17 protein-coding genes and 2 pseudogenes are annotated in these 18,501 nt (G+C 45.5%); 15 read left to right on the top strand and 4 right to left on the bottom strand.

Going from position 1 to position 18,501, the window contains the following annotated elements; all coding sequences use genetic code 11:
* Nucleotides 1-11 precede the first annotated feature (11 nt).
* Nucleotides 12-776, bottom strand: a complete 765-nt coding sequence (locus FND36_14360) for a nucleoside phosphorylase (GenBank protein QDW75115.1) — start codon at nt 774-776, stop codon at nt 12-14.
* A 249-nt stretch (nt 777-1,025) separates the two neighbouring features.
* Here FND36_14360 and FND36_14355 point away from each other — a divergent pair, with 249 nt between their 5' ends.
* Both FND36_14355 and FND36_14350 read left to right on the top strand, forming a co-directional pair.
* Nucleotides 1,026-1,442: a DUF2992 family protein gene (locus FND36_14355; protein QDW75114.1), complete on the top strand. Its 417-nt coding sequence runs from the start codon at nt 1,026-1,028 to the stop codon at nt 1,440-1,442.
* Between the two features lie 47 nt (nt 1,443-1,489).
* Nucleotides 1,490-1,696: pseudogene (locus FND36_14350) on the top strand (hypothetical protein).
* Here FND36_14350 and FND36_14345 read toward each other — a convergent pair.
* Entirely contained in the window at nt 1,683-2,540 is an 858-nt protein-coding gene (locus FND36_14345) for an epoxyqueuosine reductase (GenBank protein QDW75113.1), read from the bottom strand. The pseudogene FND36_14350 and the gene FND36_14345 sit on opposite strands and share 14 nt — an antisense overlap.
* A 167-nt stretch (nt 2,541-2,707) precedes the next feature.
* Nucleotides 2,708-4,102, bottom strand: coding sequence for an MATE family efflux transporter (locus FND36_14340; GenBank protein QDW75112.1), 1,395 nt, complete (start codon nt 4,100-4,102; stop codon nt 2,708-2,710).
* A 154-nt stretch (nt 4,103-4,256) separates the two neighbouring features.
* On the opposite strand from FND36_14340, the gene FND36_14335 reads away from it, so the two are divergent.
* The 12 genes from FND36_14335 to FND36_14280 all read left to right on the top strand — a co-directional run bounded on the left by FND36_14335 (nt 4,257) and on the right by FND36_14280 (nt 15,745).
* Entirely contained in the window at nt 4,257-4,805 is a 549-nt protein-coding gene (locus tag FND36_14335; GenBank protein QDW75111.1) for a GNAT family N-acetyltransferase, read from the top strand.
* A gap of 16 nt (nt 4,806-4,821) precedes the next feature.
* Nucleotides 4,822-5,505 (top strand): hypothetical protein, encoded by a 684-nt coding sequence (locus tag FND36_14330; GenBank protein ID QDW75110.1) that lies wholly within the window; start codon nt 4,822-4,824, stop codon nt 5,503-5,505.
* Nucleotides 5,474-5,959, top strand: coding sequence for a GNAT family N-acetyltransferase (locus FND36_14325; protein QDW75109.1), 486 nt, complete (start codon nt 5,474-5,476; stop codon nt 5,957-5,959). Before FND36_14330 ends, FND36_14325 begins: the two co-directional genes overlap by 32 nt.
* A gap of 68 nt (nt 5,960-6,027) precedes the next feature.
* Nucleotides 6,028-6,405 (top strand): SdpI family protein, encoded by a 378-nt coding sequence (locus FND36_14320; GenBank protein QDW75646.1) that lies wholly within the window; start codon nt 6,028-6,030, stop codon nt 6,403-6,405.
* 157 nt (nt 6,406-6,562) lie between these two features.
* On the top strand, nt 6,563-7,966 hold the full coding sequence (locus FND36_14315; GenBank protein QDW75108.1) for an ATP-binding protein: 1,404 nt from the start codon (nt 6,563-6,565) through the stop codon (nt 7,964-7,966).
* A 93-nt stretch (nt 7,967-8,059) separates the two neighbouring features.
* Complete coding sequence (locus FND36_14310) at nt 8,060-10,996, top strand: DUF3427 domain-containing protein (GenBank protein QDW75107.1); 2,937 nt, start codon at nt 8,060-8,062, stop codon at nt 10,994-10,996.
* Nucleotides 10,997-11,012: 16 nt separating this feature from the next.
* Entirely contained in the window at nt 11,013-11,399 is a 387-nt protein-coding gene (locus tag FND36_14305; protein ID QDW75106.1) for a (deoxy)nucleoside triphosphate pyrophosphohydrolase, read from the top strand.
* Between the two features lie 74 nt (nt 11,400-11,473).
* Nucleotides 11,474-12,157: a response regulator transcription factor gene (locus FND36_14300; protein ID QDW75105.1), complete on the top strand. Its 684-nt coding sequence runs from the start codon at nt 11,474-11,476 to the stop codon at nt 12,155-12,157.
* A 171-nt stretch (nt 12,158-12,328) separates the two neighbouring features.
* On the top strand, nt 12,329-13,243 hold the full coding sequence (locus FND36_14295; protein QDW75104.1) for an ABC transporter ATP-binding protein: 915 nt from the start codon (nt 12,329-12,331) through the stop codon (nt 13,241-13,243).
* Between the two features lies 1 nt (nt 13,244).
* On the top strand, nt 13,245-14,009 hold the full coding sequence (locus tag FND36_14290) for an ABC transporter permease (GenBank protein ID QDW75103.1): 765 nt from the start codon (nt 13,245-13,247) through the stop codon (nt 14,007-14,009).
* A 34-nt stretch (nt 14,010-14,043) separates the two neighbouring features.
* Nucleotides 14,044-14,991 (top strand): HAMP domain-containing histidine kinase, encoded by a 948-nt coding sequence (locus tag FND36_14285; GenBank protein QDW75102.1) that lies wholly within the window; start codon nt 14,044-14,046, stop codon nt 14,989-14,991.
* An 82-nt stretch (nt 14,992-15,073) separates the two neighbouring features.
* Nucleotides 15,074-15,745, top strand: coding sequence for a GPP34 family phosphoprotein (locus FND36_14280; protein ID QDW75101.1), 672 nt, complete (start codon nt 15,074-15,076; stop codon nt 15,743-15,745).
* Here the strand turns inward: FND36_14280 and FND36_14275 are convergent.
* Nucleotides 15,742-16,887 carry an AI-2E family transporter gene (locus FND36_14275; GenBank protein ID QDW75100.1) on the bottom strand — a complete coding sequence of 382 codons (1,146 nt, stop codon included), beginning with the start codon at nt 16,885-16,887 and terminating at the stop codon, nt 15,742-15,744. The two genes, FND36_14280 and FND36_14275, sit on opposite strands and share 4 nt — an antisense overlap.
* 575 nt (nt 16,888-17,462) lie before the next feature.
* Here FND36_14275 and FND36_14270 point away from each other — a divergent pair.
* A pseudogene (locus FND36_14270) lies at nt 17,463-18,494 on the top strand (helix-turn-helix transcriptional regulator).
* The last annotated feature ends 7 nt before the right edge of the window (nt 18,495-18,501 follow it).

Genomic DNA, 18,501 nt, shown 5'->3' with positions numbered 1-18,501 from the left:
CTTAAAAGCAATTACAAAGCAAGACCGCACTCAAAAGCAAGAACCATATATTTTTCCGCATTAGTAAGTCCATACAGAGCCAGATCCCGGATCTCCCATGTTTCAGAACTAAGGTTATCCGCCCCATATAGGAATTGGATAAATGGAATATGGCGGTATTTTGCGGCTGCCAGCATAGCCGCACACTCCATTTCTGCTGCAAGACAGCCCGCCTGCCTGCGCTCCTGGATCAGTGGGAGTGTTTCCCTGTAAATGGCATCAGAAGTCCATGTCTTGCCTTTTATGTAAGGGTATCCGCAGGTTTTCAGGACTTTTTCTAAAATTTGGATAGAATGTAGATCTGCTTCGATCTCCGGCGATGGCGCTGTATAGTGATAGCTGGTACCTTCATCACGAACGGCGGAAACCGGGATAATGAAGCGGTCTTTTACCTTTTCATCGTCCAAGACACCGCAGGAGCCGAACAGCACAAACTTTTCTGCGCCCATAGCAATGATTTCTTCAAAGCCCGCAACACATGCCGGGGCGCCCACTCTGGACATGTAAAAAGCAATATCGGTATCTTTGTATCGTGTTTTGTATACGGGCAGACTGCCGTTGGCGGTATAGAGTTCTGCAATCTTTTTAGTATTGCTCATAGAAGAAAATTTTTGAATGATATTTTCCGAAAATGTGGAAACACATATTTCTGGAAAATCATCGATTTTTTTGGTTGTATCAGATGGGCTGAATAAAGCTGGTTCTGTGATTTCTGTTCTCTGAAATACGGTATTCAATAGATCATCCCCTCCCTTAGATTATAGATATCTGTATTCTATTATGTCTGCCTAAAATAATCAAATAATTCTTGTAGATAACCAGTTGTGGATGTGATAGAATTAAGGAGCAAAGATAAAAACGCAACGTAAGAGGCGATCTCTTACAGAGCCGGTAGGTAGCCCGGCCGCACCTTTGGGTGTAAGTAACCCTCCCTCCTTAGGGTCGTCCGTTCTTTGTTCATTACAATTATTTAAGGAGGAATTGTCATGGACAAAGTATCGGGCAGATTGACAGTATTTTTCGAGGACCCTTTCTGGATAGGCGTTTTTGAATGGATATCGGAGGGGAAGTTATCTGTATGTAAGGTAACCTTTGGGGCGGAGCCAAGAGACTATGAGGTATATGGGTTTGTTCTGAAACACTACGATCGTCTGAGATTTAGTCCGGCTGTGGCAGCTGATGTAAAAGAAGCCAGCCGTAATCCGAAACGAGTACAGCGAGAAGTGCGCAAACAGATGCAAAATCACGGGATCGGCACAAAATCACAGCAGGCTTTGAAATTACAGCAGGAGCAGTCAAAAACGGAGCGCAGGACTGTGAACCGGGAAAACCGGGAAGCAGAAAAAGAGCGAAAGTTTGAACTGAAACAGCAGAAAAAGAAGGAGAAGCATAGGGGCAGGTAATTCTGCCCCACTTTTCTTAATAGACCAAGCAGTCAAAAGTTGTTTATGAAGGGATGAAGCAGCATCTGATTGTTTTGAAAAAACGTATCCTGATTATACTATGAAAATGATTCGTCAACATGCGGCTGATGAAAAGTCCTGAAAATTACAGGGATTGATATTGATAAAGTCATAGCTGGGAAAATCGTTGAACATAGCGGAGCCACAAATACGTTTGAAACTTTTTTGAACAGCATTTGATCAAACCAGTATAGAACCCGATATCCCTCTCCTCTTTGGGATCCCGGCAGCGCAGGGGACATCCACCTGGCATTTCCCACAGCCATAGCGTACTTTCTTGTGTGGACCATGCGGCGGTCTGGTATTCTCTTTGATATACGCGGAACAGAGCGCGTGATCTTTCCCAGCCAGGCAGCCTTTGGTTTTGTCGATTGCATGGGCCGGACAGTTGCGCTGGCACTTTCCGCACATAATGCAGTAATCGGTAAGCCCTTCATAGGGGCGTTTTGTGATTGGGAAGGCGCAGGAAGTAATGACGCTTCCAAAGCGCCCCGCAATGCCCTTGCTGGTGATCAGTCCTTTTGAAAGGCCAAAAGTCCCTAATCCGCATATATAAGCCGCATGGCGTTCAGACCAGTTGGAGGTATAGTCAGCCAACATTCGAAACCGGGGATCCAGAGAGGGACAAACAGCCTTATAACCCGCTTTTTCAAGAATATGGCACAATTCGCGGCCCACGGAGGAGATCATTTCCTGTCCTTCAATGCGGCCGTGAAGCCACGCATCGGATGTGCGGGCCATGTCTTCGGCGTTGGCGTGTCTGATCTGTTCCGTAAATGGGAAAAAATAGGAGATGACAGTTTTGGCTTCAGCAAGCCAGTCTCTTGGGAGCATTGCTTCTGGGTGTATAACCTCAGGTCTCTTCCAGGTCTCAAATAAGGGGTCAAGAGCGTCGCCAAAGTCCCAGAGCGGCTCATCATACAGGCGCATTCCTACCAGGTCCTCGCATATCGCATCTTCCGGGGCAACTTTATTCCAGCTGCCAGACTTGATTTTTTGTTCCAATTCTTTTACCATTTCGTTTTCTGTTATAGGCATATCAGTTTCACCCCTATCAAGGATTCTAAGAATGAGATACGTTGGATTTTCCTATAATTATATCATATCTTGATTCTTCGGTGAAAGATTCCTATGTATGAAGAAAGCCCCCTCAACAGAAAACCAGGACTGGTTTAATCTTGAGCGGGCTCTATAAAGTAAATCCCTTATGCTTGAGGGACCTGCTGACGGATGGCAATCTCCCCATCCCCCTCCGGAAATATCTTCCTCAGATCCACTTTTATCACATAATAATACATGACGATCAAAAGCACTGCTGCCAATACCCATGCGGCGGGACTTGCCAGGCATACGCCCAGATAGCTCTTTTGTCCGGCGGCGATCACCGCGGCGGCGCCTCGTCCCACCAGTTCCGCTGCGCCGGCCATCATAGGAAGCAGGCCATAGCCCAGTCCCTGGATGCCGTTACGGTAGACATTTACGATCACCAGAGGAATAAAGAACATGCCTACACATTTCAGATAGATATCTACGGAATTCATGATCTGTTCCACATTTTCAGATACAAACAGGTAGGTCATATATTTTCCGACTGTCATAACAAGGGCGGCCGCAAGAAAAGAGTAAATGATCCCGATCAGGGTAGAGGCTTTAAATCCCTGCCGGATGCGGCGGATATTGCCGGCGCCCATGTTCTGGGCCGCAAATGTGGCGATGGTTGTTCCCAAGGCCAGGTATGCCTGTGTCACGATCTGTTCGATCTTGCCTGCGGCCGTAAACGCGGCTACAAGGGTAGAACCCAGGATATTCAGGGAAGTCTGTACCATCATGGTCCCGATGGCGGTGATGGAATACTGCAGTGCCATTGGAATGCCGATTTTGATCTGCATTTTTAGGAGGAACCCCGATGGATGCCAGTCTTCTTTTGACATTTTTAATGCCGGAACCTTTTTTACAATGTAAACAAAACAGAGCGCGCCAGATACTCCCTGGGAGATAACGGTAGCAACGGCAGCCCCGGCGGCGCCCATATGAAACGCGATGATGAAGACAAGATCCAGCACGATGTTGAGCAGGGCTGACAGGATCAGAAAATATAAGGGGACTTTACTGTTGCCCAGTGCGCGCAGGATGCTGGCCAGCAGGTTATACAGCATTTGAGCAAGAATACCGCCGCTGATGATCATAATATAGGCATAAGCATCCGCAAAAATATCGGAGGGCGTATTCATCAGATGAAGCCAGGGCTTCATCAGGAGCATGAACGCCGCGGTCAGGATCAATCCCACGATCAGAGATAGAATGGAGGCGCCAGCAACAGTCCTTCGCATGGCAGGCATATCGCCGGCGCCGAATTTCTGTGCGGTCAATACGGTAAATCCTGCCGTCATCCCCACGACAAATCCATAGATCAAGAACATGATGGTCCCCGTACTTCCGACTGCCGCAAGGGCTTTTGTCCCTACAAATTTCCCTACGATCACCGCATCCGCCATATTGTAAAACTGTTGAAATACATTTCCTATAAAGATCGGCAGAGTGAAGCTAAGGATAATCTTCATCGGGCTTCCTGCCGTCATATCATGCTGAACTGTTTTCATAAATAGAATCCCTTCTGAACACAAAATCCAAGGGCAGATTATATAACAGAAAAGGATTCTTGTAAATACTGTTTTTGGATTTTTTAATTTGCAACTGCTGGAAAGAAGTGTAAAATAAGTCTATAAAGAAAAGAGCAAAACTGGAGGCACTGTCATGTATAACGAGAAACTGGAAGACCAGATGTTGAATAAAGAACTTAAAGAGCGCTGCGAATTCCGAAATATTCTTCCCCATGAGGCGGATCAGGCGGCGGAGATCGAGAGGATCTGTTTTCCGCCCAATGAAGCTTGTTCCGCGGCGATGATGAAGGAGCGCGTAAACACAGCGCCGGAGTTATTCCTGGTGGCAGTGGACAAGGAAAATGGAAGGATCGCCGGATTTTTAAACGGCCTGGCAACCAACGAGGAGCGGCTGAGAGACGCGTTTTTCCAGGACGCAAAACTCTATGATCCGACAGGGGAAAATATCATGCTTCTTGGCTTGGACGTGCTGCCGCAGTACCGCCGTCAGGGGCTGGCGTCTGAATTGATGTTCCAGTATCAGCAGCGGGAGGCGAAAAAAGGAAGAAAGACTTTGATCCTGACCTGTTTGGAAGAAAAGGTGAAAATGTACGAAAAAATGGGGTTCCAGAATTGTGGGATATCGGGATCAAGCTGGGGCGGCGAACAGTGGTATGAGATGCGGTGCGAGTTAAAAGACTAAAGAAAGGGAAAAAGAGATGGCAAAGGACAGTAAAAAGCTGGGACATTATGATGAGTGTGGTTTTGAATTTTCCAAGGAGATGCTGGGGGATATGCCGACTGCGGCCATCAATTTTGAGCGGCTTCAGAAGCATCCGCAGTACGGCTATATTATTTTTGAATATCTGCTGTGTGAAGAGAAGCAAAAAGTAACGCCCCATACCAGCCATCCCAATCGGTATTGGGATAAGAATAAGAGAAAGTTCCTGGCATTGTGGCGGGCCAGAAATGATTTCCGGGCAACGCTTTATCTGATAAATTACGCCAAAAAGGACACTGCGGCAGGAAACGAAGTTCTTGTGATCGAAGTCCAGGATATGGATGAAAATGGAATTACCAGGGAGCAGACGTGGAAGATGACAAGGGCAGAATTCGCCCAGTGGTTCCAGAGGCTGAATGCGGAATGTCTGGAAGGGGAAGAACGTCTGTATGAAGAAATCTACTGGCAGAAGACGATTGCTGAACTGGGGCAGATCTGCTTTCCAAAGGGGAAATACGCGGGAAGAACGATCGGGGAGATCTATGAACAGGATAAGTCTTACCTGGAATTTCATAAGACCCAGGGTTATCCATATTCAAAGGCGGTAGAAGTGTATTTGATGAAACAGGAGATAGAATGGAGGAATAAAAATGGAGCAGGAGTTTACAATCCGCTATGCTGAGCGAAAAGACACAGGGCTGATTCTGAAATTTATCAAAGAACTGGCGAAATACGAGAAAATGGAACAGGAAGTAGTGGCTACAGAGGAATTGTTAGAAGAGTGGATTTTCGATAAGCAGAAGGCGGAAGTGATCTTTGGCATGGAGGATGGCCAGGAGATAGGGTTTGCTCTATTCTTCCACAACTTTTCTACATTCCTTGGAAGAGCGGGACTCTATCTGGAAGATTTATACGTTCTGCCTCAATTCCGGGGCAAGGGTTATGGCAAGGCGATTTTGAAAAAGCTTGCGGCCATCGCTGTGGAGAGAGGCTGCGGGCGTCTGGAGTGGTGGTGTCTGGACTGGAATAAATCCAGCATTGATTTCTACCGCTCTCTTGGGGCAGAGCCTATGGATGAATGGACCACATACCGGATCACAGGACAGACATTGAAGGATCTGGCAGAGCAGAGATAGGTGAGAGATCGGTGTCGGTATAGAAGTGCGGGCCGATATATGGATGGGAGGCGGAAAGATTGACGGGGATGGGATTTTGGATTTTTATGCTGATCATGGATCTTTTGATTCCGGCCACGATGATCGGTTTCGGCCAATGCTTTTTGAAAAGCATACCAGGTGATATTAATATGGTATTTGGCTATCGGACCAAAATGTCCATGAAAAATCAGGATACCTGGGAATTTGCGCATAAATACTGCGGAAGGATCTGGCGGATCTCAGGGCTGATCTTACTGCCGTTCTCGGTTATCCCAATGCTGTTTGTGCTAGGGGAAAATGACGACGTGGTAGGAACGGTAGGAGGGATCATCTGTGGAGTGCAGATGGTATCTTTGGTGGGATCGATCATTCCAACGGAGATGGCGCTGAGGCGGACATTTGATAAGAATGGGAGGAGAAGGTAGAAGGATAGAGAAAGGCTCTGTTATGAATTCCCTGTGTGATTTTGATTGGATTGCACAGGGAATTTCGTTATTTTAGATTTGGTAAATCGTAATTGACTAAAATGCGACGCGGTGATATATTATAGTTAATATGAAACTATCTATTGGAGGCTGAAAGATGTTTATTGGCAGAGAGCGAGAAATGTCCGTGTTGAATAAATTATATATGTCAGATAAATTCGAGTTTGCTGTGATTTATGGCCGTCGTCGTGTAGGGAAAACAGCGCTTATCAATCAGTTTATCAGTGATAAAACAGCAATCTATTTTATGGGGATTGAAAGCAACGCAAAGCAGAATTTGGAAAACTTCAGTAAAAATATTGTGGAGTGTGGCTTGGGAATTCAAGCAGATACGGTATTTTTGTCATTTCAGGCGGCGCTGGAATATGTGTTTCAATTAGCTGAAAAAAAACGTCTGATTCTTGTAATCGACGAGTATCCTTATGTTGCCAGAACGTCCAAGAGCCTTGCGTCTACGCTGCAGCTTTTGATAGATAAATATAAAGATACATCTAAATTGATGCTGATACTTTGCGGATCTTCTATGTCTTATATGGAAGACCATGTATTGGCATATAAGGCCCCGTTATATGGCAGACGGACCGCGCAGATGAAAATATTACCTTTCGATTTTGCAGATACCTGCCGCTATTTTAAAAATTTCTCTGATGAAGAGAAAGCGCTGATTTATGGAATTGCAGGCGGTACACCGCAGTACTTATTACAAATGAACGATAAGCTCAGTATTTCGGATAACATAAAAAATACGTTTCTAAACCCTACCTCGTCATTATTTGAAGAACCAGAGAATCTGTTGAAGCAGGAAGTGCGTGAACCGGCACTATACAATGCGATTATTACGGCGATTGCAAACGGTGCTTCCCGTATGGCGGAAATATCAACAAAAGTCGGAGAAGATACCAGTGTCTGTGCCACTTATCTGAAAAATCTGATTGCACTTGGACTTGTCCAAAAAGAGACGCCTTATGGGGAAAAGGCTTCCAGAAAGTCTATTTATGCGATTGATGATAATATGTTCCGGTTTTGGTATCGTTTTGTACCGGCAAATAGTTCGGTTATTGCAAGGGGAGCGGCTGACCTGGTATATAATCGAATTGAACCATGTCTGTCTGATTATATGGGAAAAGTATTTGAGGAGATCTGCAGACAGTATCTTTGGAAATTGTTATTAAAGGGTAAATCTTCGGTTGAATTTACAGGGCTTGGCCGTTGGTGGGGAACTGATCCGACGGAAAAGAAACAAGCAGAGATTGATATTATGGGAGAACAGGACAAGAACACGGCTTTGTTTGGCGAGTGCAAATGGACAAATGAGAAAGTAGATGTAGGAGCTTTGGAAACATTGGTGAAAAGGAGTCAGCTGTTTCATTACGAAAATACACAGTTGTACCTATTTGCAAAGAGCGGATTCACGAAAGGTTGTATTGAGGCGGCAAGCAGGAGCGGGAACGTTGCATTGGTGACATATGAAGACATTTTACGATTCATGATTTCGGAGTAACAATCCTCGAAGTTTAGGGATCGTCTTTAAAGAGGCATAGGATATAATCCCATTACTAATTTAGAGTATTAATTGTAAAGGAGAAGGTTTATTATGGAAAATATTCAAATTTCCAGACTTACTTCTGGTTTGACAACAGCGTTTATTGATGGCCGGAATCCATCAAATTTAGCTTACAGACCGCAGTTTATTTCTAACAATTACAGAGAAGGGCGTAAAGTGCTCTCATCTTTGGAGAATGAGCTGTTAGCGTGCAAAGAATTCTCTATCAGTGTCGCATTTATTACTATGGGAGGAGTGACGCCTCTTCTTCAGACCTTAAAGGAATTAGAAAGAAGGCATATCCCAGGGAAAATTCTTACAACAGATTATCAGAATTTTACACAGCCAATGGCCTTAAGAAAACTGGCAGAGTTAAGTAATATTACCTTGAAAATGTTTCGGACAGGACCGGCCCAGGAAGATTTTCATACGAAAGGTTATATATTCAAAAATGAAGAAGTTTATCGCATTATTGTGGGGAGCTCTAATCTTACATTAAATGCATTGACAAGGAATCGAGAGTGGAACACAAAAGTCGTTTCTACAGATCAAGGAGAATATGCAGAAGAACTCATGGTAGAATTCTCTGGATTATGGGATTCTAAATATGCGGAAGATTATCAGGATTTTATCGAAGAATATTCGCTAAATTATAGTGTGATTCAAAAACAACATAAAATTGCAAAAAGTGCACAGATTCCTTCAATCGAGCAATATCGCTTGGAACCTAATTCTATGCAGTTAGGGTTTATTTCTAATTTACGTAAGATTCAAGAGGCAGGAGAATCAAAGGCACTTTTAATCTCGGCCACTGGAACAGGAAAGACTTATGCTTCTGCATTTGCCTTGCGGGAAAATAGAGTGAAAAAAGTGTTGTTTTTGGTGCATAGAGAACAGATTGCAAAGCAAGCGATAAAAAGTTATAAAAAGGTATTTGGAGATACTAGAACGTTTGGATTACTTTCGGGAAACTCGAAAGATTTTCAGGTGGATTACTTATTTTCGACAATGCAGATGATGGCGAAGTCAGAAATCCTTCACTCTTTTCGTCCAGATGAGTTTCATACGATTATTATAGATGAAGCGCATCGCACAGGCGCTTCAAGTTATCAGAATATTATGAAGTATTTTACGCCGCGGTTTTGGTTGGGAATGACGGCCTCTCCAGAGCGTACAGATGATTTTGATGTATATGCCGCTTTCGACCATAATATTGCTTACGAGATTCGACTTCAACAGGCGTTGGAGGAAGATTTATTGTGTCCATTTCACTATTTTGGAATTACGGATTTAGAGTTTGATGGAGAGCCTGTTGATGAAGAAACAGGATTGAAAGACTTTAATCGGCTGACCTCAGATGAACGGGTAAATTATGTAATCAGTCAGATTAAATATTATGGATATTGCGGAAAAAGCCCCAAGGGTTTAGTTTTCTGTAGCTCCAAAAAAGAAGCAGTTGCGTTAAGTGAGAAATTTAACGAAAGAGGTTATAAAACTCTATCACTTACAGGAGAGGACGGTCAAAACCAACGGGAACAGGCAATAGAACGACTTGTCTTGGATGAAGGGGAGCGGAAATTAGATTATATTTTTACAGTGGATATCTTTAATGAAGGGGTAGATATTCCGGAAATCAATCAGGTGATTATGCTAAGACCGACAGAATCACCAATTGTATTCGTGCAGCAGTTGGGGAGAGGATTGCGTAAAGCAGATACAAAAGAATATGTAGTGATTCTTGATTTTATCGGGAACTACAAAAATAATTTTATGATTCCCATTGCGCTGTCAGGAGACCGAAGTTATAACAAGGATAACATTAGGCGTTATGTGTTGGAAGGAGAACGAATTATACCAGGTTCTTCCACCATCCATTTTGATGAGATTTCAAGAAAACGTATTTTTTCTGCGATCGATACAGCAAACTTTAGCGACATTAAATTAATTAAAGAAAATTATAAGAATTTAAAAAATAAGTTGGGACGAATACCTGCCTTGAAAGATTTTGATAAATATGGAGAGATGGACGTCCTGCGGATTTTTGATAACGGAAGTCTTGGTTCGTATTACAAATTTCTTGTAAAGTATGAGAAAGAATATACTATCAGACTTTCAAAAGAAGAAGAACAGGTCATTGAGTTTATATCGAAAAAGCTGGCAAGTGGAAAACGAATCCATGAACTTGCATTACTGGAACGAATTCTTCGTTATAGATCGAGCTTTTTTGGGTTATGGAAAAAGGATCTATTAGAAAATTATGGAATTGGCTTACAGGAGAAATCTATCAAAAATGTGGTAAATGTAATGACCAACGAATTTCCTTCTGGTTCCGGGAAGAAAACCTATGCAAATTGTATATTCTTAAAAAAAGGAACAGATGGAGATTATGAAATTGCTGATGGATTTGGGAAAATGCTTCAAAATCCACAGTTTACAGCAATTTTAAAAGAGCTAATCGAATTTGGCATTTCAAGGTATAAGGTAAACTATAGTTATCGGTATCAAGATACTAATTTCGTATTGTATCAAAAATATACATATGAGGATATTTGCCGCCTTTTAAATTGGGAACATAACGAAGTGCCATTAAACATTGGCGGATACAAATATGATAGGAAGACAAAAACATTTCCGGTATTTATTAATTATGACAAGGCAGAGAACATCCAGGATACAATTAAATACGAGGATCATTTTGAAAGTCCTAGTCGCCTGATTGCCATATCAAAACAAAGTCGGACCATTGCTTCTGAAGATGTACAGAATTTTCTTCATGCTAAGGAACGTGGAATTGATGTGGAATTGTTTGTCCGTAAAAACAAGGATGATAAGATATCGAAAGAATTCTATTATCTTGGGAAAATGTATGCTACAGGAGAGGCAAAAGAGTTTGTAATGGCAAATACAGATAAAACAGCGGTAGAAATTGTCTGGGAATTAGAGACGTCCGTTCGAGAGGATATTTATGAATACATTGTAAATAACTAATGGAGGAAGTAAATTTATGAAAACTATAAAAGTTGTCGCTGCGATTATCGTACATAAGAATCAAGTTTTCGCCACGCAACGTGGTTATGGAGAATTCAAAGACGGATGGGAGTTCCCCGGAGGAAAAGTAGAGCCAGGTGAAAGTTCCAAAGAAGCATTAAGGCGAGAAATTCTGGAAGAACTAGATACGGAAATTGAAGTGGGAAATCTTCTGGATACTGTAGAATACGACTATCCAGACTTTCATCTCTCCATGGATTGTTTTTTCTGTACCGTCAAATCCGGCGATCTGATCTTGAAAGAACATGAAGCCGCAAGATGGCTTACAGCAGAAACCTTAGATGATGTGGATTGGCTTCCGGCAGATCAGGGATTGATTGAAAAAATCAGAAGACATCTGTAGCATTTATCAGAAAATGGGGATGTCTCTGACAACCATCATTGATCAAATTCAGCCCACACAGAAAGGACACCAACATGCAGTCTTATATTATGATCATCGAAGACGAGCCAGACATCAGCGGCCTGCTGGTGAAGATACTACAGGAGGCGGGCTACAGGACCTGTCAGGCATTTTCCGGCACAGAAGCAGAACTTTTGCTGGAGAAAAGCGTGCCGGACCTTATCCTGCTGGATCTTATGCTGCCCGGCATGTCCGGGGAAGAACTACTGGAGAAAATAAGGGAGCAGTTTCAGTATGACGTTCCCGTCCTGGTGCTGTCAGCGAAGAACAGTCTGTCAGACAAAGTGACGCTGCTAAAGATCGGGGCTGACGATTATATCACAAAGCCTTTCGAGCCAGAGGAGGTTCTTGCCAGAGTGCAGGCGGCCCTGCGGAGGGCTGGAAAGAATCCCCAGATTCCGAGAAGTCTGTCCCATAAGAATCTGGTCCTGTTTCCAGAGGCCCGCCGGGCTGTGGCAGGCGGAGAGGAACTGTCACTGACGGCTCATGAATATGATATTCTGTTCCTGCTGATGCAGAATCCAGATAAGGTATATTCCCGGGAAAATCTCTATGAACTGGTATGGCACGGCGGATATTATGGGGAAAATAATACGGTCAACGTCCATGTCAGTAATCTGCGCAGGAAACTGAAAGCGGTAGATCCGGAGAATGAATATATCCAGACCGTATATGGGATTGGATTTAAGCTCCAGTGAAAGCTTAAAAATATTCTTGGAACTTTATGGGGTCTTTAAAAGTTCTTTATGACTTCTTAAAAGGAGAAAGGATAAAATACGTTTGTCAATAGGAAAGATACTTGCTTATTGACAGACGTATTTTTCGCATCTGCCTTTGATTGTGCGGACGCGGGATTGGAGGAAGACAAGATGGCATCTGTCATTGAGACAAAACAACTGACTAAGCGATACGGAACCTTTACGGCATTGGAGCATGTGGATCTGCATGTGAGAAACGGATGTATCTATGGGCTGGTAGGGGACAATGGGGCAGGGAAGAGCACGCTGTTGAAATTACTGGCGGGACAGAGTTTTCCCACTGAAGGAGAGATTCGACTGCTGGGAGAGTTTGAAACGAAGGCTCTGGACGAATGTCGCGGGAACATGGGATTTATGATTGAACAGCCGGGCTTTTTTCCCAATATGACGGTGGAGCAGACGCTGACCTATTACGCCATCCAAAAAGGAATCCCGGAGCGCGCCAGAGTGGGCGAGGCGCTGGAGTTGACCGGATTATCTGGGAAGCGGCGGAATAAATGCGCCCATCTCTCTATGGGACAGAAGCAGCGTCTTGGCCTGGCGATCGCTATGCTTGGGGCGCCCCAGGTATTGGTGTTGGATGAACCAATCAATGGCCTTGATCCAAGCGGCATCATAGAATTTCGCAATATCCTTCACCAGCTGAACAGGGAGAAAAATATTACGATCCTGATTTCCAGCCATATTTTATCTGAGCTGGAACAGACGGCGGATGTCTATGGATTCTTAAACAGAGGCGCCCTGCTGGAAGAGATCAGCGCTCAGAGTCTGCGTGAAAAATGTGTGGATCGGGTGGAGATTACCCTTTCGGATATAGAAAAGTACGCGGCGGTATTTGAACGCGCCTTTCCGGATAAACGGTATCAGATTCTTCCGGATCACAGCATCTGTATTGAGGATCCGGGAGAAGATATGGAGCTCTATAGTCGTCTGGCGCTGGAGCATCAGATTTACATCACACAGATGAAGACCATTCAGTCTTCTCTGGAAGAATATTATATGGAATTAAAGAAACGGGGTGTGTAACATGCTGAATTATATAAAAAGTGAGATTTACCGTGTAACCCATACAAAAGAGATGTATCTGACCGCCGGGATCCTGGCGTCCCTGGCAGTTCTTCTGCAAGTGCTCCTGTACTTTTTTGGAGGTCCATACAGGAATACGTCTTTTTCTTATTCGAATCTGGTGTCCAGCCCGATGCTTTTTGGATTCATGGGAGGTATGGTGGTGATTTTCCTCTATGAAGGCGGAAGAAGAAATGGCAATCTGAAGAATACCGTAGCGGCAGGAGTTCCAAGAACAAAGATTTTTGCGGGACAATGTGTGGTGGCTCTTCTGGCGGCCACGGTTGTGATGGTTGTTGTGGTGGCTGTCTGGATCCTCGGCGCGGAAATGCTGCTTCCCAAAGAAGGACCGGTCCAGCTTAGCGACCTGCTCATGGAGATCCCAATGGTCTATCTGATCGCGGCAGCAGGCCTGGTCTCCGGCGTTTTGTTTCTGGAGTTTTTTGACAAAAGCGGAACGAGTATCCTGGTCTGGCTTTCTGTCTGGATCTTCGTACCTAAACTGCTGATGTATCTGGGGTTTCGCTTTGATATGGTCTATGATCTTGCATTGTGGATGCCGGCCAACTTTTTTGACATTACAAATGGAGCGAACGTCAACACACGGGAATGTCTCACGGCCTGGGACACAGCAGAAGGAGCGGCCCGCTGTCTGATCTCCGGCCTGGCGGGAACGGCTGTTTTTGGAATTTTAGGAATGAAGCTTCTAAAGAAAAGAGACCTATAAAGGAATTTGCAAAAAATGACTGGGAGGAACGTTCATGCTGTATCTTGTATTACTTTGCATATCTATCGTGACTGGAGGCTATTTTGCCTTTCGATATCTGACCTTGGTATCTGCGCTCAAAGCTATAGGGAGAGATTTGGACTGGGTACAGCAGGACCTGACTCAGAATCAGAAGTTCCATCTTCCGGTGCCAGATCCCTGTTTACGAAAATTACTGTGTTCGTTGAACCGGCTGCTGGAAGGGATACAGCAGGAGCGCCAGCGTTACGAGAGAAGGGAACGAGATTTCCAGAAGCAGATTGAAAATATCAGCCATGACCTGCGCACGCCATTGACGGTGATCCTGGGATACCTTAAGCTGTACCAGCAGTCAAACGCGCCCTGTGAGGGCAGAGACACGGAAGCGGCGGAGACGATAGAGATTGTGAAGCGGAAGGCGGAAGCTATGAGGAAACTGGCAGATCAATTCTACGATTTCTCCAGGATTTACGCCAAAGATTACTTAGTGGTGACAGAGAAACTGGATGTGGCAAGATTTCTGCGGGAATTTTTCGCGGAAAATTACCAGCCGATAGAAGAAGCGGGTCTGAGGATTCAGATCGAGCTGCCGGAACATCCAGTCTGGGCGATCGGAGAGGCAGGGGCGCTGGAGCGGATCTGCCTCAACTTGTTCCAGAATGTACAGCGCTATGGAGATACGCTGTTTCGGATAGCGATGGAAGAAAAAAAGGGCCGTGTGGCAATCCTGTTTGTCAATGATACCCACAGCTTAAGGGAAGAGGATCTGCCGCGGCTGTTTGACCGGTTCTATATGCGGGACACATCCCGCGGCCGGGGCGGAACAGGACTTGGACTGACCATCGCCAAAGCCCTGGCGGAAGAGCTGGGCGGAAAACTGACAGCGAAAATGCTTCCAGAAGCGGAAGCGGTCCAGGGAGAAGAGAGCCGAAGGGTTTGCTTTTGTCTGGAACTCCTGCGGTAGCCGCAAAACCCCTGGAAAAACCGGGGGGGGGGTATGCTATAATGCCCTTAGATTTAAAGCAGGAGGAAAAGGAGGAGTAACCATGGACAGAACATCTTTGATACAAGAATACTATCTACTAGCGGTGGACGAGAGAGGGAACCTTCCGCCGCTGCGAAGGAATGAATCCAATGCGGGATTGATGGCGGCGGGAGTAATGGACCTACTGCTAGGAGAAGTGATCACACTGGAAAAGAAAAAGATCAGCATACGTAAAGAACTTCCAGAGGAGCTGGAATACTTGAGACCTTTATACACATATTTGGAAGAAAAACCACGCGCCACCAACCGGTTGATGAGCGATTATTTGATCTCGACAGGCACAAGGATGCGAGAATTGATAGATAAGATGGGGAAGGCGTTGACGGCACAAGGGGTAGCGTCAGAAGAAAAGGCTGGATTCTTTGGAAAAAAGACCACCTATACCCCGGATAAAAAGTATAAAGATGATTTGATCGGTGCCATCAAGGAAGCGGTAACACAGACACGGGAAATGTCCGCTCATGATACGGCCTTGGTCTTCCTTTTACAGGAGACGAAGAATTTGTATCAGTATTTTTCCAAATACGAAGGCGAAGAGGTAAAGGCGACACTAAAAGCGATGAAAAAGGAGATCCAGAAGGATCCCCAGAAGAAGCAGATGGCTTCCATGCTCAATTATATAAACGACATTTCCGCTGTGGCAATGGCCTGCCTGGTCACGGTCTCCAATTAATCCTGCGCCCCTGTTTCTGTCAAAGCCCTGCGCCTGCGTACATCTCTTTGGAGCAGCTTATATAACGTGGCTGTGACAGGGACAGCCAGCAGCATGCCCGCAACACCGCTTAAGCCGCCGCCAATGGTGACGGCAGTCAATACCCAGATACCGGGCAGTCCTACAGAAGAGCCTACCACTCTTGGATAGATCAGATTGCCTTCGATCTGCTGTAAAACTACGATGAATACAAGGAATCCAAGCGCCTGGATAGGATTTACAGTAAAGATCATGAAGGCTCCGATAAACGCGCCCAGGTAAGCGCCTACAACAGGAAGCAGGGCAGTGGCCCCGATCAGGGTGCCGATCATGCTTGCGTAGGGAAAGCGGAAGATTGACATGCCGATGGTGCAAAGGGCGCCAAGGATCACGGCCTCCGTACACTGGCCGATGATAAAGCGGGTAAAGGTATCATGGGCCGTAGAGATCACCAGCGCCAGCCGGTCGTACCATTTCTTTTTCAAATAGGTTTCCGCTACCGTCTGAAATTGACGGAAGAGCCGTTCTCGTCCAGACAATATGTAGATAGAGAAGATCAGCGCCACAACCAAAGTTACGATCATAGATCCAATAGTGCCCAGGATATATACGGTAGATGAGAAAATATTGCTCAGCCCGCTGGTCAAGTGTGAGGCGGCGCGCTGAAGCAGCTGGGGCCAGTCTACATTTAAGGATTCCAGGAATTTCTCAAGCTGCGGCCAATCTTTGCTGCGGGAAGAGATCCAGGTGATCAGCTGAGAGATAGCCGATGGGATTTCTTTGACCAATACGCCGATGGCGTCCGCAAGCTGCGGGATCACAATCTGGATGATCAGGGTAATGGCCGCGAGGATCAGCCCGATAGAGCAAAGGATGCTGATTGGGCGCCGCACCCGGTAAAGAGGGGCGCTGGGAGCGGCAAAAAAAGGAAGCCGCTCGATTCTGGTGACCAGGATATTCAGGACATAAGCGAAGACACATCCGATCAGCAGCGGACGGACAATACCGGTAAGATTTGTGAATGTTCCAAAGATCGAATCACTGTATTTCAGAAAAAGCGCCAGTAAGGCTATGACGATCACGATCATTGCAATTCGTTTTTTATTCATAAGGATTCCTCCCATTTGACGGTTTTGATGTTTCCATCATACCACAGTTTGGGAGGAATCCATATAGTTTTTTATACAGAATAGATTCCGTTTACGGTGATCCGCTTGAAAAAGCGGGATAAACTAAGGGTGACCGTGTCTTCCGCGCTTAAGGGGATCCGGCGGATAAAGACAGAACCGAAACTGTGAGGGAAACTGTGAAAATTTGCTTCCTTCAGGGAAGCGGCTTCATCCGGATCAACAAACCTTGCTGATATATCAAGAACGGGGCCGCCTCAGGTATTGCACATCTGCGGGGTGATCAGGATATCTTTCTGCCGGTGTTCCTTCATGTATTGGGATAAACGTTCGTCTAATTGAAATAACATAAGCGAGACCTCCTTTTTGTTATTAGAAAATGTTTTGCTGATGGTTTAGAGTATACGGGATTCCGGCATAGGGTTCTGTAACAAAGTTACAAAAGGAGATTAACCGGCGGTTAATTTTTTTGAACCATATTTAAGATCTGCTCAGTTGTGGTTTCCCATCTGGTCCGTTATGATAAGAATAAGCAGAGGCCGATGCAAAGAAAGCAAAAGGAGGCTGAACAAATGGAGATTGGAGAAGTCATACGGAAATACCGGAAAGAGAAGAATCTGACGCAGGAGGAAATGGCCGTCCGTCTGGGCGTGACGGCCCCGGCGGTCAATAAGTGGGAGAATGGGAATTCTCTCCCGGACATTGCGCTGCTGGCGCCTATTGCCCGGCTTCTCGGCATTACGCTGGACACTTTGCTGTCTTTTCAGAAGGAACTGACGGCGGAAGAGGTCTGTCATATCATCCAGGAATTAGACCGGATCTTCCAGGAGTGAAGCTATGAAGAAGGGGTGGAGCAGGCGAAAGCGTGGCTGAAAGAGTATCCGGGCAGCGGACGGCTGCACTGGCAGATCGGAGTGCTGCTGGATGCCAGGCGGATTTTAGAGAAGTGCCCGGAGACAAAGGAGCAGGACGTCCTGATCACACAATGTTATCAGGAGGCTTTCCGAAGCGGCGATGAGGAAGCGAGACGCGGGGCGGCGGACGCCATGTTTTCTCTTTGTATGAGACGGGAAGAATACGAGGAAGCGCAAAGATATCTGGACTATTTTTCTAAGGAGAACCCGGAGCGGAAACGGAAGCAGGCGGAGGTATACCGGAGAACGGACAGGATGGAAGAGGCGGCGAAAACCTACGAAGAGCTGTTATTCTCTTACGCTCAGATGACAGAGGCGGCCCTTTCCGGCCTCTATCAACTGGCGCTGGAGGAAAAGGACTTGGAGAGAGCGAGAAAATTGGTGAAGAAGCTTTCCGAGGCGGCCCGGTGTTTTGAGATGGGCCGGTATTATGAGATTTCTTCCGGACTGGATCTGGCGGTGATGGAGCAGGACGAAGAGACCGCCGTCGCGATTATGGAAGAAATGCTGTCCTGTGTGGAAGAGATCGGCAGTTTTCGGGAATCATTTCTCTATGAACATATGGATTTCAAAGAAAGGAGACCGGAATTTACAGCCCGGCTGAAAGAAGATCTGAAGCAGTCTTTCCGGGATGATGCGGCCTGCGGATTCCTGAAAGAGAACAAGAGATGGAGGGAATTGGTGAAATAGTCTGGAA

This window comes from Lachnospiraceae bacterium KGMB03038, from assembly GCA_007361935.1.
Lineage (GTDB): Bacteria > Bacillota > Clostridia > Lachnospirales > Lachnospiraceae > Massilistercora.
This window is presented reverse-complemented; position numbering and strand designations above follow the sequence as displayed.